Source organism: Chryseobacterium sp. G0201 (assembly GCF_003815655.1).
Lineage (GTDB): Bacteria > Bacteroidota > Bacteroidia > Flavobacteriales > Weeksellaceae > Chryseobacterium.
Genome location: NZ_CP033917.1, coordinates 4,328,709 through 4,354,728, shown reverse-complemented (window position 1 = coordinate 4,354,728; position 26,020 = coordinate 4,328,709). Strand labels below are relative to the sequence as shown.

24 protein-coding genes are annotated in these 26,020 nt (G+C 34.1%); all 24 read left to right on the top strand.

Features of this window, described 5'->3' with window-relative positions; genetic code table 11:
• Positions 1-11: 11 nt before the first annotated feature.
• The 24 genes from atpA (at position 12) to EG348_RS19410 (ending at position 25,984) form a co-directional block, all read left to right on the top strand.
• Positions 12-1,589: a F0F1 ATP synthase subunit alpha gene (gene atpA, locus EG348_RS19525; protein WP_123984621.1), complete on the top strand. Its 1,578-nt coding sequence runs from the start codon at positions 12-14 to the stop codon at positions 1,587-1,589.
• 86 nt (positions 1,590-1,675) lie between these two features.
• Positions 1,676-2,545 carry an ATP synthase F1 subunit gamma gene (gene atpG / locus EG348_RS19520; protein ID WP_123984620.1) on the top strand — a complete coding sequence of 290 codons (870 nt, stop codon included), beginning with the start codon at positions 1,676-1,678 and terminating at the stop codon, positions 2,543-2,545.
• Positions 2,546-2,647: 102 nt separating this feature from the next.
• The gene (locus tag EG348_RS19515; RefSeq protein ID WP_123984619.1) at positions 2,648-4,006 is read left to right on the top strand and encodes a hemolysin family protein; all 1,359 of its coding nucleotides are present in this window, start codon (positions 2,648-2,650) and stop codon (positions 4,004-4,006) included.
• 12 nt (positions 4,007-4,018) lie between these two features.
• A complete protein-coding gene (locus EG348_RS19510) occupies positions 4,019-4,324 on the top strand; it encodes an ATP-dependent Clp protease adaptor ClpS (RefSeq protein WP_123984618.1) in 306 nt (101 codons plus the stop codon).
• 147 nt (positions 4,325-4,471) lie between these two features.
• Positions 4,472-6,316 (top strand): T9SS type A sorting domain-containing protein, encoded by a 1,845-nt coding sequence (locus EG348_RS19505; RefSeq protein ID WP_123984617.1) that lies wholly within the window; start codon positions 4,472-4,474, stop codon positions 6,314-6,316.
• Between the two features lie 129 nt (positions 6,317-6,445).
• The gene (gene udk, locus EG348_RS19500) at positions 6,446-7,060 is read left to right on the top strand and encodes a uridine kinase (protein ID WP_066758117.1); all 615 of its coding nucleotides are present in this window, start codon (positions 6,446-6,448) and stop codon (positions 7,058-7,060) included.
• A gap of 2 nt (positions 7,061-7,062) precedes the next feature.
• Positions 7,063-7,419: an FtsB family cell division protein gene (locus EG348_RS19495; protein WP_123984616.1), complete on the top strand. Its 357-nt coding sequence runs from the start codon at positions 7,063-7,065 to the stop codon at positions 7,417-7,419.
• A 104-nt stretch (positions 7,420-7,523) separates the two neighbouring features.
• Positions 7,524-8,687, top strand: a complete 1,164-nt coding sequence (locus tag EG348_RS19490; protein WP_123984615.1) for a methylmalonyl-CoA mutase family protein — start codon at positions 7,524-7,526, stop codon at positions 8,685-8,687.
• Positions 8,687-9,127 carry a DinB family protein gene (locus EG348_RS19485; protein WP_164463324.1) on the top strand — a complete coding sequence of 147 codons (441 nt, stop codon included), beginning with the start codon at positions 8,687-8,689 and terminating at the stop codon, positions 9,125-9,127. The genes EG348_RS19490 and EG348_RS19485 overlap by 1 nt, the downstream gene beginning before the upstream one ends.
• 117 nt (positions 9,128-9,244) lie before the next feature.
• Positions 9,245-10,396, top strand: coding sequence for a class I SAM-dependent methyltransferase (locus EG348_RS19480; protein WP_123984613.1), 1,152 nt, complete (start codon positions 9,245-9,247; stop codon positions 10,394-10,396).
• 55 nt (positions 10,397-10,451) lie between these two features.
• A complete protein-coding gene (locus EG348_RS19475; protein WP_123984612.1) occupies positions 10,452-10,727 on the top strand; it encodes a hypothetical protein in 276 nt (91 codons plus the stop codon).
• Positions 10,728-11,037: 310 nt separating this feature from the next.
• Positions 11,038-12,417, top strand: coding sequence for a dipeptidase (locus EG348_RS19470; RefSeq protein ID WP_123984611.1), 1,380 nt, complete (start codon positions 11,038-11,040; stop codon positions 12,415-12,417).
• A gap of 163 nt (positions 12,418-12,580) precedes the next feature.
• Complete coding sequence (locus EG348_RS19465) at positions 12,581-13,288, top strand: SDR family oxidoreductase (RefSeq protein ID WP_123984610.1); 708 nt, start codon at positions 12,581-12,583, stop codon at positions 13,286-13,288.
• Between the two features lie 150 nt (positions 13,289-13,438).
• A complete protein-coding gene (locus EG348_RS19460; RefSeq protein ID WP_123984609.1) occupies positions 13,439-14,185 on the top strand; it encodes an electron transfer flavoprotein subunit beta/FixA family protein in 747 nt (248 codons plus the stop codon).
• Positions 14,186-14,227: 42 nt separating this feature from the next.
• Positions 14,228-15,175, top strand: coding sequence for an electron transfer flavoprotein subunit alpha/FixB family protein (locus EG348_RS19455; protein WP_123984608.1), 948 nt, complete (start codon positions 14,228-14,230; stop codon positions 15,173-15,175).
• Positions 15,176-15,364: 189 nt separating this feature from the next.
• Positions 15,365-15,964, top strand: a complete 600-nt coding sequence (locus EG348_RS19450; RefSeq protein WP_123984607.1) for a bifunctional nuclease family protein — start codon at positions 15,365-15,367, stop codon at positions 15,962-15,964.
• 21 nt (positions 15,965-15,985) lie between these two features.
• Positions 15,986-17,368, top strand: coding sequence for a nucleoside permease (locus EG348_RS19445; protein ID WP_123984606.1), 1,383 nt, complete (start codon positions 15,986-15,988; stop codon positions 17,366-17,368).
• A 426-nt stretch (positions 17,369-17,794) separates the two neighbouring features.
• The gene (locus EG348_RS19440) at positions 17,795-18,196 is read left to right on the top strand and encodes a hypothetical protein (protein WP_123984605.1); all 402 of its coding nucleotides are present in this window, start codon (positions 17,795-17,797) and stop codon (positions 18,194-18,196) included.
• Complete coding sequence (locus EG348_RS19435; RefSeq protein WP_123984604.1) at positions 18,193-18,639, top strand: hypothetical protein; 447 nt, start codon at positions 18,193-18,195, stop codon at positions 18,637-18,639. Before EG348_RS19440 ends, EG348_RS19435 begins: the two co-directional genes overlap by 4 nt.
• A gap of 49 nt (positions 18,640-18,688) precedes the next feature.
• Positions 18,689-19,867, top strand: a complete 1,179-nt coding sequence (locus EG348_RS19430) for an acetyl-CoA C-acyltransferase (protein ID WP_123984603.1) — start codon at positions 18,689-18,691, stop codon at positions 19,865-19,867.
• 107 nt (positions 19,868-19,974) lie between these two features.
• A complete protein-coding gene (locus EG348_RS19425; RefSeq protein WP_123984602.1) occupies positions 19,975-21,465 on the top strand; it encodes an MFS transporter in 1,491 nt (496 codons plus the stop codon).
• A 296-nt stretch (positions 21,466-21,761) separates the two neighbouring features.
• Positions 21,762-23,924 carry a T9SS type A sorting domain-containing protein gene (locus EG348_RS19420; RefSeq protein ID WP_123984601.1) on the top strand — a complete coding sequence of 721 codons (2,163 nt, stop codon included), beginning with the start codon at positions 21,762-21,764 and terminating at the stop codon, positions 23,922-23,924.
• 192 nt (positions 23,925-24,116) lie between these two features.
• Positions 24,117-25,043: a mevalonate kinase gene (locus EG348_RS19415; protein ID WP_123984600.1), complete on the top strand. Its 927-nt coding sequence runs from the start codon at positions 24,117-24,119 to the stop codon at positions 25,041-25,043.
• 11 nt (positions 25,044-25,054) lie between these two features.
• Positions 25,055-25,984 (top strand): UbiA family prenyltransferase, encoded by a 930-nt coding sequence (locus tag EG348_RS19410; RefSeq protein ID WP_123984599.1) that lies wholly within the window; start codon positions 25,055-25,057, stop codon positions 25,982-25,984.
• Positions 25,985-26,020 lie beyond the last annotated feature (36 nt).

Below are 26,020 nucleotides of genomic sequence, written 5' to 3'. Positions count from 1 at the left end.
ACAACCATACAATGGCAGAAATAAATCCGGCAGAAGTATCTGCGATCTTAAAACAGCAATTGGCCAACTTCGATACTCACGCAAACGTTGAGGAAGTAGGTACAGTTTTAACCATCGGTGATGGTATTGCTCGTGTATACGGGTTAGAAAACGTACAATACGGAGAGTTGGTGAAATTTTCTAGTGATGTAGAAGGTATTGTACTTAACCTTGAAGAAGACAACGTGGGTGTTGCTTTACTTGGTGAAAGTAAATTAGTAAGAGAAGGAGATACAGTAAGAAGAACAAACAGAATCTCTTCTATTAAAGTAGGAGAAGGTATGCTTGGTAGAGTAGTTGATACTCTTGGTAATCCTATCGATGGTAAAGGTCCTATCTCTGGGGAATTATACGAAATGCCATTGGAAAGAAAGGCTCCTGGAGTTATCTTCAGACAGCCGGTAACTGAGCCTTTACAAACAGGTATCGTTGCAATCGACTCTATGATCCCTGTAGGAAGAGGACAGAGAGAATTGATCATCGGTGACAGACAGACAGGTAAAACTACTGTTGCTATCGATACGATCATCAACCAAAGAGAATTTTTTGATGCTGGTAACCCAGTATATTGTATATATGTTGCGATCGGACAGAAAGCTTCTACAGTAGCTCAAATCGTTAAAACTCTTTCTGATAAAGGAGCTTTAGCATATACTGTAATCGTTGCTGCTAACGCATCAGATCCAGTTCCAATGCAGGTATATTCTGCAATGGCAGGTGCATCTATCGGTGAGTTCTTCAGAGACACTGGTAGACCGGCATTGATCATTTATGATGATTTATCTAAACAAGCGGTAGCTTACCGTGAGCTTTCTCTACTATTGAGAAGACCACCGGGACGTGAGGCTTATCCTGGAGACGTTTTCTATCTTCACTCAAGATTATTGGAAAGAGCTGCAAAAGTAATCGCTGATGATAAAATTGCTAGCCAAATGAATGATTTACCTGAGTCTTTAAGACCAATCGTAAAAGGTGGTGGTTCATTAACGGCACTTCCAATTATCGAAACTCAGGCTGGTGACGTTTCTGCGTATATTCCAACTAACGTAATCTCTATTACTGACGGACAGATCTTCTTGGAGTCTGACTTGTTCAACTCAGGGGTTCGTCCAGCGATCAACGTTGGTATCTCTGTATCGAGAGTAGGAGGTAACGCTCAGATTAAATCAATGAAAAAAGTTTCTGGTACTCTTAAATTAGACCAGGCTCAATATAAAGAATTGGAAGCGTTTGCTAAATTCGGTTCAGACCTTGATGCTTCTACTTTAGCAGTTATCTCTAAAGGTGAAAGAAACGTAGAGCTTCTTAAGCAGCCGGTAAATTCTCCACTTCCTGTAGATAGCCAAGTTGCTATGATCTATGCAGGTACAGAGAACTTAATGAGAAACGTTCCTATTAAGAAAGTAAAAGAATTCCAAATCGAATACATCGAGTTCTTAAGATCTAAGCACCCTGAAACAATGGCTGCTCTTAAAGCTGGGAAAATCGATGATTCAATCACAGGTGTTCTTAAGCAGGCGGCTAACGATTTAGCTTCTAAATATAATTAATATTTGGTTTTTAGTGTTTAGTGTTTGGCTTTAGAAAATTCAAAAAACCAAACACTAAACACCAAACACTAAAAACTGTTAAAAAAATGGCAAACTTAAAAGAAATACGAGGAAGAATCAGTTCAATTTCATCTACGATGCAAATCACGCGTGCTATGAAAATGGTTTCCGCTGCGAAACTTAAAAAAGCACAGGATGCAATCGTAATGTTAAGACCTTATTCTGAAAAGCTACAGGAGATCATCCAGAATGTAAATTCTAGTTCAGATCCTGATCAGGTTTCTATTTATGCTCAAAAAAGAGAGGTTAAAAGAGTACTTTTCATCGCTGTAACTTCAAACAGAGGTTTGGCGGGTGCTTTCAACTCTAATGTTGTAAAGGAACTAAACATTCAGTTTCAGAATAAAGCTCAATATGAGGTTGAAGTTCTTACAATTGGTAAAAAAGCTTACGATGCTGTAAGAAAGACTCGTTCAGTTTACTCAAATGAAAGTGCCGTTTTTGATAATCTGAACTTTGAGGCAGTTTCTAATCTTACTGAAGCAGCAATGAGCAGTTTCAAAGAAGGGAAATTTGACGAAGTTTATGTAATCTACAATAAATTTATCAATGCTGCTACTCAAGAAGTTACTACAGAACAAGTTTTGCCTATTTCAATGGCAGAAGTTGATGCTGCAGAGCCTCAGGTAGAAACAGATTATATTTTTGAGCCGAATAGAGCTGAAATTTTAGATAATTTGATTCCAAAGTCTATTAAAACTCAGGTTTTCAAAGCTGTTTTAGATTCTGTAGCGTCTGAGCACGGTGCGAGAATGACAGCAATGCATAAAGCAACTGACAACGCACAGGAGCTTAAAAATGATTTGGTTATCTTCTACAACAAAGCAAGACAGGCAGCGATTACAAACGAAATCTTAGAGATCGTTTCTGGAGCAGAAGCCTTGAAAAATTCGTAAAGAATTTAATTTAACAAAATATTAAAGCATCGATATTCTCGGTGCTTTTTTTGTTATTTTTATTTTGTATATCTTTGTATCAATTAAATATATAATTTCTAAATGGACTCGGACATAGTCAGGCTTTTACTAGCCGTATTTCTTGTATTATTAAATGGCTTTTTCGTAGCCGCAGAATTTTCAATTGTTAAAGTTCGTTACTCACAAATCCAAATAAAGGCAGCCGAAGGTAATTCTATGGCGAAGCAGGCAGAGCATATCATCAAACATCTTGATGAGTATCTATCTGCTACACAGCTTGGTATTACGTTGGCATCACTTGCTTTGGGTTGGGTTGGAGAAAGTGCTCTCCACCACGTTGTTGACAATATTTTCCATTCGTTGAATGTGGAAATGGCTCAGACAACAATTACCACAATTTCAGTGGTTACCAGTTTTGTTTTAATCACTGTCATGCATATTGTATTTGGAGAATTAATTCCTAAATCAATCGCGATCAGAAAATCGGAAGCAACTACAATGGCAACAGCAGTTCCGTTGAGAGTGTTTTATACGGTCTTTAAACCATTTATTTGGTTGATGAATTTAATGTCTAATACTTTTTTAAGATTAGTAAAAATACATCCGGCATCTGAACAAGAAATTCACTCAACCGAAGAACTTCAGCTTTTGGTAAAACAAAGTGCTGACAGCGGTGAAATTGAAGAAGAGAACTATGAAATCATTAAAAATGCGTTTGATTTTACAGATCACTCTGCAAAACAGATCATGGTACCTCGTCAGAATATTACTTCAATTGATTTTGAGGAAGATATTAATGAAATAATCAATAAAATTATGGATAGCGGGTATTCAAGAATTCCTGTTTATGTTAATTCTATTGATAATGTGATTGGTATTTTATACACGAAAGAAATCATCAGAGAATTTGTTAAGAGAAAAGGTGAATTGAGTCATGATGATCTTAAAGAATTAATGCGTGATGCGTTTTTTGTTGTTGGAAGTAAGAAAATTTCAGATCTATTAAAGACTTTCCAACAAAAGAAACAGCATTTGGCGATTGTAATAGACGAATTTGGTGGTACTGAAGGTATTATCACATTAGAAGATATTTTGGAGGAATTAGTAGGTGAAATTCAGGATGAAGAGGATGATGAAGAAAAGTTGGTTGATAAAATAGGAGATAATACCTATTGGGTACAGGCTACACAGCCTTTGGACGAGATCAATGAACATTTACCTAAGAAATTGCCTCTTTCAGAAGAGAGTGAATACAACTCTTTAGCTGGTCTTATCCTTCATGAATTGGAAGATATTCCGGAAGAAAACCAGGAATTTGACTTATTAAATTATCATTTCAAAATTTTGAAAATGAATAATAAGAGCGTTGAGCTTGTAGAATTGGTTTATGATGAACCAAATAGCCTGAGTGATCTGGCTGAAAAATTAGGGGAAGTTTAAAAATAATTAAAAATGATTTTTTATAACAATATAAAAGATTACGAAGATCCGAAACGTCAATATGAAGAAGAAGTTCTGGTATTGGAAGAAACGGATGATGTTTATAAGTTAATTTTACATAACGATGATATTCATACCTTTGATTATGTAATTGATTCTCTTATAGAGATTTGTAAACATACGTTAGAACAGGCCGAACAATGTACAATGTTGGTGCATTATAAAGGCAAATGCACGGTGAAAACAGGATCTATGGATATTGTGAAACCCATGCATGAAAAACTTATTTCAAGGGAATTAACTAGCGAAATAGTATAAATCAAAGCTCTGACAATTGTTAGGGCTTTTTTTGTTTTAGGTTTCCTTTTTTGTGATTATTTAATGTTTTTTTAATAATTATTATCAAGAATTATTAATATTTAGATAATATTTTTTATTTTAGCTAAATAACATTAAAAAAATCACATGAAATTAAAAATTAACTCTTTAATTCTGGGCTGTGTCCTTTCCTACTCAGCATTTGCGGCGCAGGAGTCGTCGTTAGAAGCTCCGGCTAAAAGGTGGCTCAGTGAAAATTCCAGAAGTTTGGGAATTCAAAATTTCAGTCAGCTTAAATTAAATTTCGTTAAGAAGGGAAGTTCTGGGGAAACATTGCGTTTTCAGCAGATGATTAAAGAGGTACCAGTTTTTCAATCTGAAATCGTATTACACTTTAACAAAGACGGAAAAATTACTTATACTTCTACGGACAGCTTTAAAAAAGAGATTAAAGATATCAATACCAATCCTTCTTTATCAGCGTCAGAAGCTCTTCAAAAGGCTCATACAGCATCAAAAACTAAAGGAGAAATTACGTTTGAAGAAAATAAATTATTAGTTTATTTTACAGAAAACGGAGAAACTAAGTTGGTTTATAGAATTCTTACCAACTCTCACGACAATCCTGGAAGCTGGGAAACAATCATAGACGCGCAAAATGGAAATGTATTAAGCGTAAAAGATATTGCGAATTATCATCATGATAAAAATGAGGCTCCAAAGCCCGCAAAAAAAAATCTAAAAAAAGACGTAAGCGCTAAAAAGGTTTTAGTATCTGGCTCTGGATATATTTTCAATCCGGATCCGCTTTCTAAAATGCAGGTTGCCTATGCAGGTCAGTACTTAGATAATAATGATGCTACCAATGCAAGTTTAGATGCTGCAAGAACTTTGGTTACAATTCCGGAATTGGATCTTACGGCAGGTGTATATAAATTAAAAGGATCTTACGCAGAAATCAAAGACCTAGAAACACCTTCTACAGGGCTTTTCACTCAGGCAACTAATCAATTCTTATTTAATAGAAATGATCAGGGATTTGAAGCTGTGAATGCATATTGGCATGTAGACAACAGTTTACGTTACATTAATGAAACATTAAATATTGTCTGTAAACCTTTAACCAATGAAGGAATATTATGGTACGATCCACATGGTTTGGACGGAGACGATAATTCTTATTACAGCAACGGAAGATTAGTTTTCGGAGAGGGCGGTGTAGATGATGCTGAAGATGCAGACGTTGTTTTGCATGAATTAGGGCACGGACTTCACGATTGGTTAACCAATGGAAGTTTATCTCAAGTTCAGGGATTAAGCGAGGGTTGTGGAGATTACTGGGCGCAGTCATACAGTAGAAGTCTTGGGCAATGGCCTTCATCTACAGCTGCATACAACTGGATGTTCAGCTGGGATGGTCACAATGAATATTGGTCAGGAAGAATCACAAATTACACTGTTTTGTATCCGGGATCAGGAGCGATTCATACAAGAGGTCAAATCTGGGCTTCTGCATTGATGAGGATTTATGATAAAATCGGAAAAGCAAAAACCGACAGAGCCTTTTTAGAAGGATTATCTATGACGGATTCAAACACAAATCAGCAAAATGCTGCTATTGCTGTAAGACAGGCTGCCATTGATATGTTGGGAACTTTCGGATATACTTGTAGCGATATCACTACAATGACACAGGAATTTACAACTGCGGGATATGTTTTGCCGGCTTACAATTGCCAGTTAAGCGTGGATGATGTCTCTAAGAAAGAAATTATTGCTATTTATCCAAACCCTGTTACTGATATATTGAATATTTCAATGAAGGTTAACAAAGAGGAAAAAGTAGAAGTTTACAACATGGAAGGAAGAAAAGTATTGGAAACTACCATTAATAATGGGAAAAATACAATCAATGTTTCTCATCTTCAGACAGGAGACTATATTTTAAATATAAAAGGAATAGAATTGTCAACTAAATTTATCAAAAAATAAAACTTAAAAGTTGAATTAAAATCCGGTGTTTGCGCATCGGATTTTTTATTGGACAAATTCCGCACCCATTATTTTACTTGCATTCAACTAAAATAGTATATTTGTAAAAACTATATAGAAACAAAAAGAATGCTTGTAATAGGAATTGCGGGAGGTACAGGATCCGGCAAAACTACAGTTGTTGATAAAATACTTCAACAGCTTGATATCGAAGGAATGAACATCCTTTCTCAGGATAATTATTATCATGACAATCATAATTTAACGCTTACAGAAAGAGAAGCCTTAAATTATGACCATCCAAAGTCGATAGATTTTGAATTGATGCTGAAACACGTAAAAGCTTTAAAGAATCACGAGCCTATAGAACAGCCGATTTACAGCTTTGTGACGCATTCCAGAACCGGAGATCATGTAACTGTAGAACCTAAAAATGTATTGGTCGTAGAAGGAATTTTGGTACTTACGAATAAAGAATTATTAAAGGAATTTGATCTGAAGGTATTTGTTCATGCAGATTCTGATGAAAGATTAATCAGGAGGATAAGGAGAGATACGCAAGAGAGGGGCAGAGATTTGAGTGAGGTTTTACACCGTTATCAGACAACTTTAAAGCCGATGCATCAGGAATTTATTGAGCCTTCAAAAAATGAAGCAGACCTTATTATCCCGAACATGAAGCAAAATTCCGTAGCGATTGATTTTCTGACCACCGTCATCAAAAACTCGTTAAGAAAACACTAAAAATGGAAGAGAATAAACTTATTAAAGAAATTAAACCAAAGTCAGAGACATTCATATTTATTAAAAATTATGTTTTAAACAAATATGTCCTTACAGTCTGTCTGTTCTTGGTTTGGATGGTTTTCTTTGATAAAACTTCGTTCTTGGTTATTAATGAACTCAATGGTGAGATCAATAAATACGAAGAACAATTAGAATATTATAAAACAGAATACGAAAAAAATGATACGTTTTATAAGAAACTAATGAACAATAAATCGGAAAAAGAAAAATACGCAAGAGAAAATTATTTTATGAAAAAACCGAATGAAGAGATTTTTATTCTGGTTGTCGACAGCACAAATGTTGCTAAAAAATAATTAAAAAGGGAATGGTGAACAGTCAACTCGCTTGACTTGTCAATTAACAAATTCACTTGCGAAGCAAAATTCACCATTAACATTTCACAAATAATCCATAATCAATGTTAAATACAGATACTTTTCCTAACTGGGAAAATTTAGTAAAGAAGCAGCTTAAAACAGAAGATATTTACACCATTCTGAAAAAAGAAAATTTAGAAGGAATTGATGTGAAGCCTTTTTACAGTTCTGTTCAGAAACCTTTGGTAAACCTTCCTAAAGTTGAGGAAAGTACACATTTGGTGGCAACGTATCATGAGAGTTTAGAAGATGATGTTTTCGCGTTTATGTTAGACCATAACGTTGAAAACCTTGAGGAGAAAACAATTTTCATTAACAATAAAGATTTAGCGGAACATATAAGCCCTGCAGATAACGATCAATATTTTTCGTTGATCGATGTATTTGATGAAAAAAATGGAGTAATTGATGATCAATTAGCCAAAGAATTATTAGCCAAAGATTTCAAAAGAAATATTTGTGTTGACATTTCTCTGCATCAAAATGCCGGAGCTGCAATCTATCAGCAGTTAGGAATTGCCTTGGCAAAAACAAAAGAGCTTGTAGAAGTTTATGGACAGGAAATTTTAAATAAATTGATCTTCAAAATAGCTGTAGGAGGAAATTATTTCTTTGAAACAGCGAAATTAAGAGCTTTTAAATTAATTTTTAATCAATTTTCCAAAGAATATGGCTTAGATCAAATTCCTTATATTTTTGCAGAAACTTCATTAAGAAATAAAGCCGTTGTAGACCGTGAAAATAATCTAATCCGTTCTACATTGGAGCTAGCTTCTGCGATGATTGGTGGTGCAGATGCAGTGTACAGCACAAATTATTTGGTAGAAAAAAGCACGGAAAATTCGGAAGAAATTTCTTTCAAACAGCAAATCGTTTTAGCTTACGAAAGTATTATTAATGTCTTTGAAGACGCATCTAACGGAAGTTATTATGTTGAAGACATTACCCAACAAATTGCAGAAAAGTCTTGGGCTTTCTTTGTTGAAATTGAAGAAGCTGGAGGTTATTTAGAGCTTCTAAAAAATGGAGTTATCCAAAAAAAGATCTACAACCAAGCTATTGAAGAGCAACAATGGGTTGAAGAAGGTAAAATAAAGATAATTGGAGTTAATTTATATCCCAAATTAGACGTTAAAAAGTCTGTTGCAGAATTGTATAACGAAAAAGAAATAAAAGCCGTTCGTTGGGCAGAAATGTTTGAATAATGAAGGATAAACTGATCGATTTATTTGAATATACCTATCATTTCAACCGCGAAATGATTAAAATTATTTCAGTAAATATTTCGAAGATTGATGAGAAAACAATCAGTTTAATCAATCATACTTTAAATGCTCAACAAGTCTGGAATTCAAGAATTTTAGGTGAAAAAGCTTTTGAGGTTTGGCAAATCAATCCTTTTGAAAATTTAGAGGAAATTAATCATCAAAACTTTCACAAAAGTATTCAAATTGTTCAAAAGTCAGATTTTGACCAAAGAATTGAATATCAAAACTCAAAAGGAAAAAAGTTTGAGAACAGTATTTTTGAAATGCTTTTTCAGGCAATCAATCATTCGACATATCACCGAGGCCAGATCAATTCTTTATTAAAACAAACCGGAATTGAACCTGTATTGACGGATTATATTTTTTATAAAAGATAAATTTAAATAGATGCTTCGACTTCGCTCAGCATGACATCTCTAATACTAAACGTCATTTTGTAGCGTTGTCATGCTGAGCGAAGTCGAAGCATCTCCATCAAAGAATCTTACGAATCTGTGGGAAATAAAAAAATACTAAACAAAGAAATCCAAAACTACATCAATGCAAATCTATCCACAGACTTGCATTCATTACTATTAAAAAAATCCCCATTTTCTGAAGTTTCTATGCAGGAAATTGTTCAACAGATCAAAGGAAAACAAGTCGCACAGAGAAAGTTTCCGTTTTTATTAAAAGAAGGAATTATTTTCCCGCCACAGCTTAATTTAGAACAATCATCCTCAGAAAAAACAGCTTTATACAAATCTGAAATTTTAAAAGGTAAGAAATTCATAGACCTAACCAGCGGTTTCGGGATCGATGCCTATTATCTTTCTCAAAACTTTGATGATGTCACGCTTGTTGAACAAAACTCCGAACTTTTGGAGATTGTAGCACACAATTGGGCTGTTTTAGAAAAAAAGGCCAAATTTATCAACCAAAAACTGGAAGATTTCCTTAATGACAATCAAGAAACTTTTGATGTTGTTTATTTAGATCCTGCAAGAAGAGATAACAATAAAAACAAAGTCTTTTTGTTGGAAGATCTTTCTCCAAATATCTTGGAAATTCAGGGAAAATTGCTCACAATTTCAAATGAAGTGGTGATAAAACTATCTCCATTGATCGATTTGAAATATTTAGTTTCTGTTTTACCGAATATTTTCAGAATTGAAATTATTGCTCTCAAAAATGATGTAAAAGAAGTTGTGGTTTTCTTATCAAATGAAAATTCAGGGAAGATTATTTGTAAATGCGTGAACTTAGAAAGTGGAGAATCTGACTTCGAATATCAGTTTGGAGACGATGAAAATGCCCATTCTGAATATTCTGAGCCCGAAAAATACATTTATATTCCAAATCATTCGATTTTAAAGGCAGGAATTTTTAATTTAATCTCAGAAAAATTTAAGTTAAAAAAGCTTCATCCGAATAGTCATTTCTATACTTCTGATGAAAAAATAAATAATTTCCCAGGAAGGATTTTAGAAGTGAAAGTAATTGATAGTAAGGATATTAAGAAGAAAGAGCAATTTAATATCATCTCAAAAAATTATCCTTTAAAACCGGAAGAACTTAAAAAGAAATACGGGCTAAAAGACGGTGGTGAGAGCTATCTTATTTTTACACAATCCAAAAAAGGTAAAATTATTTTAAAATCAATATAAAAATGTTGCCGAAAAAAGCAAGATTTCTTAATTTTGGGCAATCAAAAATTTAGGCATGAGAAAATTAATTATATGTTTAGCTATTGCAACTGTAGCTGTAAGCTGTAAAAAGATACAAGCTGGAGGAAATAAGAATATCATTAAACTTGAAGAAGGTGCAGAAAGATATTCTGATGATCACCAAGGAGGTGCTGAAGCTCACGGTCACGAAGCTGCTGCAGAGCATAAAGAAGAGGCTGTTGCTGAAAAACACGGTGCAGAAGCTCCAAAAACAGACAGTACAGCTGCTGTAAAACCTGTAGAGGCTGATAAAGCTAAAGCTGAACACTAATTATTTAGTAAAAATATAAAGAATGTCCTGCAGTAATGTGGGACATTTTTTTTGAAGCTTTATCCCGCTTTCCGCACTCGCTATTTTGAGAGTTTCGGCGGCGGCAAAGCCGCCGCCGAAACTCTCAAAATGATCTCAGACAAATGCTCCAATCGGGGCTAGGGTTGCAGTCGTTTCATCAATTTATCACACCAAAATAATAGTAATCAGACTTAAATAACCTTCATAATAATAAACCTGAGGAAAATTATATGTTTTTGTTTGCTCCTGCAGGGCATTTTTTTTACTTTTAGCAAAACAAATTTTTACAATGCAAGAGACATTAAATTACATAAACGAAAACAAACAGCGTTTCGTAGATGAATTATTTGAGTTACTGAGAATTCCTTCTATTTCTGCTGATCCTGCTTATAAAGATGACGTATTGAAATGTGCAGATGTTGTCGCAGAACACCTTAAAAATGCAGGTGCTGATCATGTTGAAGTATGCCAGACAAAAGGATATCCTATCGTTTTTGGAGAGAAAATTTTAGATAAAAACCTGCCAACGGTATTAGTTTACGGACATTACGATGTTCAGCCTGCTGATCCGTTAGAACTTTGGACAAAACCTCCTTTCGAACCGTATATCGAAAAAACTGAACTTCACCCGGACGGAGCGATCTTTGCAAGAGGTTCTGCTGATGATAAAGGACAGTTTTTCATGCATTTAAAGGCTTTTGAAGCGATGATGAAAACAAATTCTCTTCCTTGTAACGTTAAATTTATTTTAGAAGGTGAGGAGGAAGTAGGTTCTGTAAGCTTAGGAGATTTTGTAAACGAAAACAAAGAGAAATTATCTTGCGACTGTATCTTAATTTCTGATACTCATATTTATAGCAACGAACAGCCGACAGTTACAACCGGTTTAAGAGGTTTAAGCTATGTTGAAGTTGAAATTGAAGGCCCAAACAGAGATCTGCACTCTGGACTTTACGGTGGTGCAGTTCCAAACCCGATTCATGTACTTTCTAGAATGATTGCTAAGCTGATCGACGAAGACGGGCAGATCACCATTGACGGTTTCTATGACAACGTAGAAGACGTTTCAGACGAAGACAGAGCTGATATGAATAAATTGAAGGATAACCCTGAAGAATTCAAAAAATCAATCGGATTGGAAGGTGTAGAAGGTGAAAAAGGATACACAACATTAGAAAGAACTTCTATCCGTCCTACATTAGACTGTAACGGAATTTGGGGTGGTTACACAGGAGAAGGTGCAAAAACAGTTATTCCTTCTAAGGCTTCTGCTAAAATATCGATGCGTTTGGTTCCTTATCAGACTCCGGAAGAAATCACTGAAAAATTCACGAAATATTTCAATAAAATAGCTCCAGATAACGTAAGAGTAAAAGTAACGCCACACCACGGAGGAATGCCTTACGTTTTACCGACTGATACCAAAGAATTTGCAGCTGCAAAAAAAGCAATGGAATCATCATTCGGGAAAGAAGTTCTTCCATACAGAGGTGGAGGAAGTATTCCAATTACAGCAATGTTTGAGCAGGTTTTAGGTGCTAAGTCTGTGTTGATGGGCTTCGGTCTTGATTCTGATGCTATCCACTCGCCAAACGAACATTACGGATTATTCAACTTCTATAAAGGAATTGAAAGTATCCCATTGTTTTTTGAGAATTATTCAAAATAATTTGAAATTATAAAAAGATAAAACGCTCTTATTTTAGAGCGTTTTTTTGTTGTCTAAATGTTTTTCATCTTAATATAAATGACTGATAAGTGATAAATCTTAGTATCAATAAATCATTTTTATTGAAAGGTTTTATTTATTTTAGAGAATTAAAATTAATTCTATGTTAGAAAATAAAGTCGCATATATAACAGGAGGAACCAAAGGAATAGGTTTTGGTATTGCAAAAATTTTACTTGAAAACGGTATTTTGGTGGCATTTTCGGGGAGAAAAAAAGAAGATGTAGAAAAAGCGGAACAGGAATTAAAACAATATTCTGAAAATGTTTTAGGAGTAGTTTCTGACGTAAAACTTCTTGTAAACGAAGAAGAAGCTGTAAAACAAACAGTTGAAAAATTCGGAAGGTTGGATTTTGTGATCGCCAATGCCGGATTAGGAATCTTCAAACCTGTGGACGAATTATCTGCTGAAGAATGGAACGATATGATAGAAACCAATCTTACAGGAGTTTTTTATACTTTAAAAGCCTCTGTTGATGAACTAAAGAAGTCCGAAGGATATTATATTACCATCTCAAGCTTGGCAGGAACTAATTTCTTCGAAAACGGAACTGGCTACAATGCATCAAAATTCGGGGTTGTTGGCTTTACTCAGGCTGCAATGATCGATCTGAGAAAATATAACATTAAATCAACCGTAATAATGCCGGGCTCGGTAGCAACAAACTTCAACGGAAATATACCTTCAGAAAAAGACGAATGGAAGATCCAGCCCGATGATATGGGGAATCTTATTTTGGATATTTTAAAAATGAATCCACGCGTTTTACCAAGCAAGATAGAGTTTAGAGCAACAAAACCAGCCAAGTAAACACATCTAATGCTTTGAATAATAAATTAATAAGTATTATGCATGCATAATATATTTTTTATTTATATTAGCAAAAATTAATTAAAACAAAATCTCTGCATAAAGCACCTGTTTTTATGGTGTAAAAAGGGAAACAATAAAATAGTACACATGAAAATATTAGTTTGTATTAGTAGTGTTCCGGATACTACTTCCAAAATTAACTTCACAGCAGATAAATCTGCGTTCGACAAAAACGGTATTCAGTGGGTTATCAACCCATTAGACGAATTTGCGTTGACAAAAGCGGTTAAACTTCAGGAGTCTCAAGGAGCTACTGTAACAGTGATCAATGTAGGAGATGCTGGTACGGAACCGGTAATCAGAAAAGCTTTGGCAATCGGTGCAAATGATGCGGTAAGAGTAAATCTTGATCCAAAAGACAGCTTCTCAACAGCTAAAGAAATTGCTGCTGTTGCTCAAAATGGGGGTTATGATTTAATCCTTTGTGGTAAAGAATCTATCGATTATAACGGTGGTTCTGTTCCTGGAATGGTTGCTCAGTTGTTGAATCAACCTTTCGTTAACGCATCTGTAGGTTTAGACGTAAACGGAGCTGAAGCTACTGCGGTAAGAGAAATTGAAGGTGGTAAAGAAACTATTTCTGTGAAATTACCTGCTGTAATTGCTGGTCAGAAAGGATTGGTGGATGAAAAAGATTTGATCATTCCAAACATGAGAGGGATTATGTCTGCAAGAACTAAACCTTTGCAAGTTGTAGAGCCTACTTCTTCAGAAGTGAAAGTTCAGGGAGTTTCTTATGACAGTGTTCCTCCAAGAGCTGCTGTAAAGATCGTTTCTCCGGATAATTTAGATGAATTGGTAAGATTACTTCACGAAGAAGCTAAAGTTATCTAATCTTTAATTATTAAATTTTTTAATCTTTAAATTAATTGTAAAATGGCAGTATTCGTATACGCAGAAAATATAAATGGAGTTTACAAGAAAGCGGCTTTTGAAGCAGTTGCTTACGCTAAAGCAGTTGCAGATCAGGCGGGAGATACCGTTACAGCAATCTCTGTAAACCCTACAGATTCTTCAGATTTATTATATAAATATGGAGCATCAAATGTTATCAATATTAAAGATGAAGGTCTTAAAAGCTTCTCGGCTAAAGCATATGCTCAGGCTGTAAGTGAAGTTGCAAACGGAAACATCATCGTTTTCCCTCACACTACAGACGCTTCTTCAATCGCTCCAATGTTGGCAGTAATGAATGGTTTTGCATTAATTACTAACGCTTTGGCTGCTCCGGAAAGTCTTTCTCCATTCCAGGTGAAAAGAAGAGCTTTCTCAGGAAAAGGTTTCATGCATGCAAAAGCTGAAGGAAATGGAGTAATCGTTACGGTTTCTCAAAATGCTTTCGGTGTTAAAGAAAATGCAGTTTCAGGTTCTGAAGAAGTGAAAAACTTATCAGTAGCAAACGAAGATACTAAAGTGATCTCTCACGAGCAGAGTTCAGGAAAACTAGACCTTAAAGAAGCTGAAGTTGTAGTTTCTGCAGGTAGAGGAATGAAAGGTCCTGAAAACTGGGGAATGATCGAAGAATTAGCAAACGTTTTAGGTGCTGCTACAGCTTGTTCTAAACCAGTTTCTGACATCGGTTGGAGACCTCACACAGAACACGTTGGACAGACCGGTAAAGCGATTTCTCCAAATCTTTATATTGCAGTTGGTATTTCGGGAGCTATTCAGCACTTAGCTGGAGTTAACTCTTCTAAAACTATCGTTGTCATCAACAGTGATGCTGAAGCTCCGTTCTTCAAATCGGCTGATTACGGTGTAGTAGGAGATGCTTTCCAGATTATTCCTGCATTAACTGAAAAGATTAAGGCAATCAAAGGATAAGAAAGTGAATGGTAAATAGTCAATTCGCTGCGCTTGTTAATTTTTTAATTAAATTAATTCACTTGCGAAGCAAAATTCACTATTGACCTTTGACAAACATCAACATACAGATAAAAGCTCGGCTTCCGGGCTTTTATTTTTGTCTAAAAGTAAAACCTACAATAAAAAAATTAATTTATATTTGTAGCTATGGATTATAAGCAGCTAATTATTCGCGGAATATCGTACAGCCAGACCCAATCAGGGGCGTACGCTTTGTTATTGGAACATGAAGAAACACATATAAAATTACCTGTTGTTATAGGAAATTTCGAGGCACAATCCATTTCTCTTGGTCTGGAAAAAGACATACATCCGCCTCGTCCTCTTACGCATGATTTATTTACAAAATTTATAGTTTCTACCAATTATGAATTGATTTCTGTGATCATTTATCAGATCGTAGACGGAGTTTTCTTTTCAAATATTAATTTTAAAAATAAAGTTAATGATGAAGAATTGATTCTTGATGCCAGAACTTCCGATGCTGTTGCAATGGCAGTAAGATTCGATGCTCCCATTTTTACGACTCAACAAGTACTGAATGAGGCAGGAATTCTTCTGGAATTGGAAGATGTTGCTAAAGAAGAACAGCCGTTTTCTGAAACCATTCATTCAGAAGACAACTTAATATCTCTTTCTATGGAGGAGCTTCAGAAATTATTGGATGAAGCGGTAAAAGAAGAAGATTATGATACTGCTCTTGAGATCCAGGAGGAGATCAAAAGAAGGAAAAAGAAAATTGACTAAAAGAGATATTTTACACTAACTATGAATTTAAAACTACGACTTACCATCCTTAGCTTCCTCCAGTTCTTTGTCTGGGGAGCATGGCTAATTACGATGGCTAATTTTTGGTTCGGTACAAAACATTGGGACGGAACTCAGTTTGGGGCTGTTTTTGGAACAATGGGAATAGCTTCTATTTTTATGCCGACCCTTATCGGAATCATTGCCGACCGCTGGATAAATGCGGAAAGAATGTTTTTCGCCTTACAAATTCTTTACGGAATCACCCTTTTCATTTTGCCTCATAGCGCAGATCCAAACTCGTTTTTTTCTGTAATGCTTGTGGCGATGTGTTTCTATATGCCAACACTTGCTCTGGCGAATTCAATCTCTTATACTATTCTTAAAAATAGTGATTTAGATGTTGTGAAAGATTTTCCACCTATTCGTGTTTGGGGAACTGTCGGTTTTATTGTGGCCATGTGGATCACCAATCTTACAGGAAATAAAGCCACAGAAGGGCAATTTTATATTGGAGGAATAGCGGCAATCGTATTAGGAATTTATGCATTGACATTACCAAAATGTCCGCCACAAAAGTTGATTGACAAAAGTGCTCCTTTAATTGAGCAGTTTGGATTAAATGCTTTTAAGCTTTTCGGAAGCTATAAAATGGCTTTGTTCTTTGTGTTTTCAATGCTTTTAGGAGCTGCATTACAGTTAACGAATGCTTATGGAGACGTTTTCTTAAGTGAATTTGCTCATTTTCCGAAATATGCAGATTCTTTTGTAGTCCAGAGATCAACTATAATTATGTCGATTTCTCAGGTTTCTGAGACATTATTTATTTTGGCGATCCCTTTCTTTTTAAAGAAATTCGGAATAAAAAAGGTAATGTTAATGGCCATGTTTGCATGGGTTTTAAGATTCGGATTCTTCGCTTACGGAGTTCCGGACGGATATGGTTTATCATTAATCATTCTTTCTTGTGTTGTTTACGGGATGGCTTTCGATTTCTTTAACATTTCTGGCTCTCTTTTCGTAGAAACGACGACTGATAAAAAGATTCGTTCTTCTGCGCAAGGGTTGTTTATGATGATGACAAACGGTTTTGGAGCGGTTTTCGGAAGTTATGCTGCAGGCTGGGCAATCGATAAATTTTTTACCCATAAATTCACTACTGCTTCAGATCTTTCCACTTATCTGGAAACAACACCTGATAATGCTACTTTTTTAGAAATTCTTAAAAATAGTTTTAATTCGGCTGTAAATCCTGACGGAACATTATCATCTATCGTAATGGTAAAAGACTGGCAGAATATCTGGCTTTCTTTTGCTGCTTATGCTTTAGTTTTGACTATTCTTTTTGCGATTTTATTTAAACATAAACATGAGCCGCAAGATGTTTCTTCAATAAAACATTAATTTATTTTACTGATTATTAAGATATTAAGATGCACTTTTGAAAAAAGGTGCATTTTTTTGCCTTAAAGCTACTTCCTGTAATTTTTTTATATCACATAATACTACAGCAATTGATACATGAAAAGCGCAGAGAAGAATTTTATTGCTTATTAATACCAGTTAAATATAAATTTATCTGCTCAAAAAGGAAATTTTCCATATATTTTAAAAATGATGTCATGCTAAAGAGGAATATAGCTTAAAAATAGGTATTGAAAGTACGAATGTTAATTTTTAATTAAATAATTAAATTCGTTTTTTATTGTGAAATATTCAAAATTATAATCTTTATTTTAAAACTAACAAATGTTTGTATGCAAATAATTTGTTTTTAAAACACACTGATAGAAAGTGTGTTTTTTTTTGTATTTTGGCACTTTAAGAATTATGAAAAATATTCAGTTATTAGGATTGTTATTAGTGGTTGTGGGTAGTTTTTTACCCTTGGTTCATGTTCCGATTATAGGTAATTGGAATTACTGGAAACTAGACCATTTTCTGGCTATTGCATGCTGGATTCTTTCCGCCTGTGCCCTTTTCGGGATCGTGAATAATAGTGCGAAAATCGTAAGAAGTTTTGCGGTTCTTTTAATCCTTTTATTCATTCTTAGTTTGATCGCTATTAAAGTTCAGTCTTTAGATTATTTCAGCTTTTTGCCGTTTAAATCTTGGAGAGAAACTTTTGCCGGCGTTGTAAAACTAAAGTGGGGTTGGGCAATTGAATTCTTGGGTGCTTTCCTAATGATCTTTGCAAAAAATAATAAAGTAAATAACAGAACACAGATATGAAGTACATAAAAACAATCTCCGTTGCATTATTGTTTTTGGGTGTTTCCCAGATTAATGCTCAGAAAAAAACGACTGATACCAAGAAGAAAGAAGCTGTACAGCAGAAGCCTGTAGATAATCCTACTAAGTGCAGTAATATAAAGGAAGGAACATTTCTACGTGTTAATTATCCAAAAAATCTTTGGTACATGACCGTGAAAGATAATGTTCAGACAGAATACTATAATGATGGAAAAGATCACATAAAATCAAGTATTGTTTTTGTGGATGACTGTAATTATAAGCTGATCGTACTTGAAAAAACTGAAGAAAGCAATCCTATTAAAGTGGGTGATGTTTTTAGTAATAAGGTAATTGCAACAATGGATAATTATATTAAAATTCAATCTAAAGTTGATAATAACCAATTCGATTTGGTTTTAATAAAGGTTAAAACAAAATAACCGAAAGGTTTAGAATCATTTTTAAAATAGAAAAAATAAAGATATACACATGAAAGAAGTATTCATCGTTTCCGCAGTAAGAACACCAATGGGTAGTTTTTTAGGAAGTTTATCAGCTGTTCCGGCTACAAAGTTGGGATCGATTGCTGTAAAAGGAGCATTAGATAAAATTAACCTTGACCCTAAAAATGTCCAGGAAATCTATATGGGTAACGTTCTACAGGCAGGTGAAGGACAGGCTCCGGCTCGTCAGGTTGCTTTAGGAGCGGGACTTTCAAACGGAACTATCGCTACAACGATCAATAAAGTTTGTGCTTCAGGAATGAAAGCGGTAAGTATGGCTGCACAGGCAATTAAAGCGGGTGATGCAGACGTAATTGTTGCGGGAGGTATGGAAAACATGTCTTCAGTTCCTCATTATTACAATGCAAGAAACGCTACAAAATTAGGAGACGTTAAAATGTTAGACGGAATGGTTTTAGACGGTCTTACAGACGTTTACAACAAAGTTCACATGGGAGTTTGTGCAGAAAAATGTGCAACTGACTATAATATTACAAGAGAAGAACAAGATAATTTCGCTATAGAATCTTACAAAAAATCTGCAAAAGCTTGGAGCGAAGGGAAATTTGCTGAAGAAGTTGTTCCCGTTTCTATTCCTCAGAGAAAAGGAGATCCTATCATTTTCGCAGAGGATGAAGAATACAAAGCAGTAAACTTCGACAGACTTCCAACACTTCCAACGGTTTTCAAAAAAGAAGAAGGAACGGTAACTGCAGCTAATGCATCTACTTTAAATGACGGTGCTTCTGCATTGATCCTTGTTTCTAAAGAAAAAATGGAAGAATTAGGTCTTAAGCCTTTGGCAAGAATTGTTTCTTATGCTGATGCTGCTCAGGAGCCTGAAAACTTCACGACTTCGCCTGCAAAAGCTTTACCGATTGCTCTTAAAAAAGCTGGTTTAGAGCTTACGGACATCGATTTCTTCGAATTTAATGAAGCTTTTTCTGTGGTAGGTTTAGCAAACAACAAAATCTTAGGATTGGATGCTGCTAAAGTAAACGTGAACGGTGGAGCGGTAGCTTTGGGTCACCCACTTGGAAGTTCAGGATCTAGAATTATCGTTACTTTGATCAATGTTTTAAAACAAAATAATGCAAAATATGGTGCTGCAGCAATCTGTAATGGAGGCGGTGGTGCATCTGCAATTGTTATTGAGAATTTATAATACTTTTTAAAGTATATTTACAACCATTAAGGATTTGATAATTTTTTTAAATTGTTATCAATTTCTTAATGGTTTTTTTATTTTTGCTAAATTAATACTTATTATAAATGTCTGAAACAGGGATTCAACCATCACAAAATATTAAAAATAATCCAAAGATTATGAAAGCTTGGGCAGTCTACGACTGGGCCAATTCTGTTTATTCTTTGGTAATTACGTCTACTATTTTCCCAATTTATTATTCTATTCTTACCACAGCGTACGAAAAAAAGGAATATGTAGCGGAAACAAAAACCTGGATCGATGTTCCGGTAAGACACATGATCAAGATCTTTGGAAAAGAATATCAGCCGGATGCGGTTTATGGATATTCATTAACGATATCTTTCTTTATTGTCGTTTTATTATCTCCGTTTTTGTCTTCTTTAGCGGATACTATTGGTAATAAAAAATCATTTTTACAGTTTTTCTGTTACTTGGGAGCTACCTCTTGTATGGGATTGGCGATGTTCACAGGCATGCATAATGTCTTTCTGGGACTGCTTTTCAGTATAACAGCGAGTGTAGGATTCTGGGGAAGTTTGGTGTTTTATAACTCGTTTTTACCGGATATTGCGACGCGGGATAAACAAGATGCGCTTTCCGCAAGAGGGTATGTTTACGGATATATCGGTTCTGTAGTTTTAGTAATCTTATGTTTGGTATTGATTCAGGTTTTTGCTAAAGGTGCTGCACAACAGTTATTATTTACAAGAATTAGTTTCTTATTGACGGGAGCTTGGTGGTTTGGTTTTTCTCAATATACATTCAAACATTTACCTCAGTTTGGTGATGTTAAAGAGAAATTACCTAAAGATCTTGTATTATTAAACTATAAAAATATCTTCAAAAAGCATGCAGACCAAGGAGGTTTCTTCGAAGTATTTAAAGATAATATCAGTTTTTATAAAGACATTGCGAAAGAAAGTTTTCATGAACTTTTTAAAGCGGGAAATCTATTGTTTAAGGATAGAAATCTAAAATTTTTCCTTTCAAGTTTCTTTTTCTACAGTGTTGGAATGCAGACAATTTTCTTAATGGCAACATTATTTGGGAAAAGTGAAATAAACCTGGCTCAGGATAAATTAATCGGAACACTTTTAGTTATTCAGATCGAAGCAATTATCGGAGCGGTCATATTCTCAAGATTATCCAGAAAAATAGGAAACAGAAATGTGATCTCAATTGCCATTGTTTTATGGATTGTAGCTTGTTTATGGGCGTTTTTCCTTAATAAAGAAAACCCTACTGTTGAATATCAGTTCTACGGAGTTGCTGCAGTTGTAGGTCTGGTAATGGGAGGTCTTCAGGCGATGTCGAGATCAACCTATTCAAAACTTTTACCTGAAAATTCAATGGAAAACACAACGTTTTTCAGTTTCTATGATGTATTAGAAAAGTTGGCGATTATTTTAGGAACATTCATTTTTGCAACGTTGATCGAGCATTTTAATAACATGCGTATCGCTGCACTTTCTATGACCATATTTTTTGCAATAGGTCTTATCTTGATCCGTTTTATGAAAGTGAAAATGATGAAAGAGAGAGATACATTATAATATTATTATATTTTAAATATTTTTAGCCAATAAAGTAATTCATTGGCTTTTTTATTTCTAGGATGTTTTATCAAAAATATGATTTCCATTCTCTATAAAAACAAACAATAAATACTTTCATCGAAATTTCATAGTTTTTTTTTAAAATAAGCAATTTCAATATTTTTTATAATTATTAGACTGAAAATTTTTAAATACGAAGATTTTAAATTAACATATAAATCATAATTATGATTTATATGTTAATTTTTATAAAAATAATATTTTTTTTGTTTATTTGTAAGAAATTAATAAAAATGATCAAAAAGATTCTATTTCTTTGCATTTTGCAAAGTTTTGTTGTAGGTTTTTCACAAAATTTAAAGCCAATTCCTCAAAAAATTTCAGAATATCATTTTCAGAATAAATCTTTTGAAAAATATGATTTATTTGAAGTAGATAAGGCTTCTGAAAAGATAGTCGAGTACAAAAGACTGGCAACAGATATTACCATTTTCAATCTAAATTCTTCTAATCTTCAAAAAATTGTTAAAGATAAGCCAGAGTTTATTGAAATTTCTTTTCCTTTTCAGGGACATAAAAAAATTACGGTAGAATTATATAAAGATCAAATTTTCACAAATGACTTTAAAGTAACAACTAAAAAAGGAGAGGCAATAAGTTATATACCTGGTGTTTACTATAAAGGTATTGTACAGGGAGAAAATAATTCTGTTGTTGCCTTTAGTTTTTTTGAAAATGATATTGTGGGGGTAGCTTCTACGCCAGAACTGGGAAATATAATTTTAGGAAAAGCTAAAAATTCTGAAGATTTTGTAAGCTATTCAGATTCTAAATTAATAGGCAAAAATCCTTTTATTTGCGGAGCAGATGAATTAAAGGAAAATCAAAATAATAAAATGTCTTTCGATCCTAAACTTACTGAAAAAAAGACTTTAACAGATAATTGTGTAAGAATATATTATGAAGTATGTTATAAACCTTACCAAAATAATGGTTCAAATACTACAACTACCGTAAATTGGCTTACAGCTATTCATAATAATGTAGCTACCCTATATTATAATGATGATATAAAAATTGCTTTAAGTGAAGTATATGTTTGGACAGCTCAAGATCCTTATACTGCAGGTGCTGACGCTAATTTAGCTGCGTTTCGGAATAATAGACCTATCTTTAATGGAGATCAGGCTAATTTAATTAACTCTCCTGCAAGTAGTGGGGTAGCTTATATAAATTCACTTTGTAAAGACTCAAAATATGCATTTTCTCCCGTTACTCAAAATTATGACGCTATTCCAGTTTATTCATGGACAGTCAATGTTGTAGCACATGAAATGGGACATAGCTTAGGCTCACCCCACACCCATGCTTGTGCATGGAACGGAAATAACACAGCTATTGACGGATGTGGCTGGCTAAGTGGATCTCAAGGCAGTGTATGTCCTGGTCCGATTCCGAGTAGTGGTACGATTATGAGTTATTGTCATCAGGTATCAGGGGTAGGCATAAATTTTAGTAACGGATTTGGTTCTCAGCCAGCTGCTCTAATGAGAAATATAATAAATTCTAGTGCATGCCTTGGAACTAATTGTACTACATCTTGTGAGGAGACAATTATTGATTTTAGTGTTACCGAAATTACTCAAAATTCTGCAAATGTTTTTATTATTGACGGGAGTTCATTATCTTGGAAATATAAGCTTTCAAAAATGGATGGAACTATTGTACAAACGGGAAATACTAGTTCACAAGCCTTTAATTTAACTAATTTAGAACCTGCAACTTACTATAACCTTTATATTGGTACAGATTGTTCTAGCTCATCTGCTTACCAAAAGTATAGAACTATCTTAACAGATGGAAATTGGTGTAGTGGTATCCAGTTTACAGATTCCGGAGGAATTTCAGGTACTTATAGTAATAATGAAATATTATCAAAAACTTTCTATCCCCTTTCCAATTCCAAACTAGGACTAGTTTTCACTGAGTTTAATTTAGAAGGATTTAGTGATTATATGTATGTATATAATGGGCCAGCAGGCTCTCCTTTATTTTCGAATGGCAGTGATTTGACGGGTAACTTAATTCCAGGGCCTTTTACGTCAACACATCCTACAGGAGCTATTACCGTAGAATTTTTCTCTAATGGCTCTGGCGTCGGTAACGGTTGGAAAGCTAATTTCACATGTAAATTTTTGGGGGTAGAAGATACAGTTGTAAAGGATAATATTATTGATATTTATCCTAACCCTGCAAAAACAATGATAGTAATTTCTTCTAAAGAAGGTTTAAAATCATATAAAATGTATGATGAAGCTGGAAGGTTAGTAAGTTCTGCAAGTTCATTGAAAGGAAATAAAACAGAGATAAACCTCTCAACTATGCCAACCGGAAATTATGTGGTTTCAATAGAAACAGAAAAACAAACAGTAAGCAAGAAATTAATAAAACAATAATTTTTGAATTTTTAATAATAAAAGCCTGATTTTGTCAGGCTTTTTTGCTAACTTTAAGATATTAAATATAGTTTTTAAGATTTAATTAAATACAAATGATCAATGTTCTGTTAAAATAAGTTATAATTCGGCGTGGATTTTGCTTATACTGAGCAGAATAATTTTAACTTTGCAAAAAAGATTTATTATATAATGACAAACCCTTTATTTTACGCAAAAATTCTTTTGTTCGGGGAATACGGAATCATTGAAGATTCCCAAGGTTTGACATTACCTTATAGTTTCTATAAAGGTACCCTCAAGTTCTCATCATTAGATTCCGATTTTGAAAAAAAATCTAATGAACACCTTACAAAATACGCAGATTATCTACTCAATTTAGAGCTTCCTCAAGGTTTTGAATTAAATGTTTCGAAATTCAAACAGGAAATCTCTGAAGGTTTATTCTTTGACAGTAATATTCCGCAAGGATATGGAATTGGTAGTTCAGGCGCTTTAGTAGCCGCTATTTTCGAACGTTACTCAATTGCAAAACATAATCCTGACAATATTTCTAAAGACGAACTTAAAAATTTGAGAACCGTTTTTGGTTTAATGGAAAGCTATTTCCACGGAAAAAGTTCTGGAATAGACCCACTTATTTGCTACATGAACCTTCCGATTCTTATCGAAAGTAAAGAAAGTGTAGATAAAGTAGCAATCCCAAAAAGCCAGGAAGGAAAAGGAGCAATTTTCCTGATCGATTCCGGAATGACGGGCGAAACCGGACCAATGGTTCAGATTTTCTTTGAAAAAATGAAGACTGAAGGTTTCCGTAAAACCTTAAAAGAAGAGTTTATCCGCTACAACAATGCTTGTATCGAGGCTTTCCTTAAAAAAGATATGAATCCTTTCTTTAGAAATTTAAAGAAACTTTCTCATTGGGCATACGAACATTTTCGTCCGATGATTCCGGAAAGTATTTTTAATGTCTGGAAAAAAGGGTTAGACTCAAATGCTTATTACTTAAAACTTTGCGGAAGCGGAGGCGGAGGTTATATTTTAGGTTTCACAAAAGATTACGAGAAAGCTGAAAAAATGCTTGACGGCTTCCATAAAGAAGTGATTTACAGATTTTAATTGTATTGGGAATGAATTCTGAAAAAGATAATTTCCAACAAAAAAACTTTGTCCAAAAATCTCTATTTTACAGATTTTCACAATTCGTGGGCTTTCTTTTAGGCGCACGATTTTTTGTAGCTATTTTACTCACTTTTGCGTTGTATGTTTCAACATTTTTCTTGTTTAATCAGGATGAAAGTTTCAGAAAATTTGTCTTCGATTTTAAAGTTCACGGCATTATTTTCTGTACCGTTTTAACAATTCTTGCAGGTGGAATTATCAATCAGTTCTATGATTTTGAAAAAGATCATATCGTAAAACCATTCCGAACAAGAGTTCAAAGTTTCATTAAACAGAAGTATTTTCTTTATGCTTATTTGTTTTTAAGTATCATTTCTTTGGGCGTGGCGTGGACAATTTCACATAATGTTTTTGCTTTTTTTGTGGTTTATCAATTTTTTATGTGGTTTTACAGCCATAAATTAAGCAGGATTTTAATTATCAATAACCTCACTTTTGTGAGTCTTACCCTATATCCTTTTTTCGGAATGATGGTGTATTATGAGACTTTTTCAAAGAAGGTTTTGTTGATGGCAATTTTTCTTTTTCTTATGCTTTTATGTATTGATATAGTAAAAGACACGCTCACAAAAAGTGTAGATAAAGCCTTCGGATATACTACAATTCCCAATTATTTTAAAACTAAAACTACGAAAGGAATCATCATTTCATTACTGGTTATTACAATGGCAGTTTCCATGAAATTGATTCTCAGAACAGGAATTTCCGGTTTTATGGCTTATTATTTTGCAGGAGGATTATTTGTATTCATCTTTTGTATTTATTTGCTTTTAAATTCTTCACGAAAAAGTAATTTTTTGACAATCAATATATTAAGACTTTGGGTTTTTATAGGAATCATTGCAATGCTTCTGAACGGAATCGAAGGTAAAATATAGCAGAAAATGTTGTAAAAAGATTAAGGTTATTCTTAC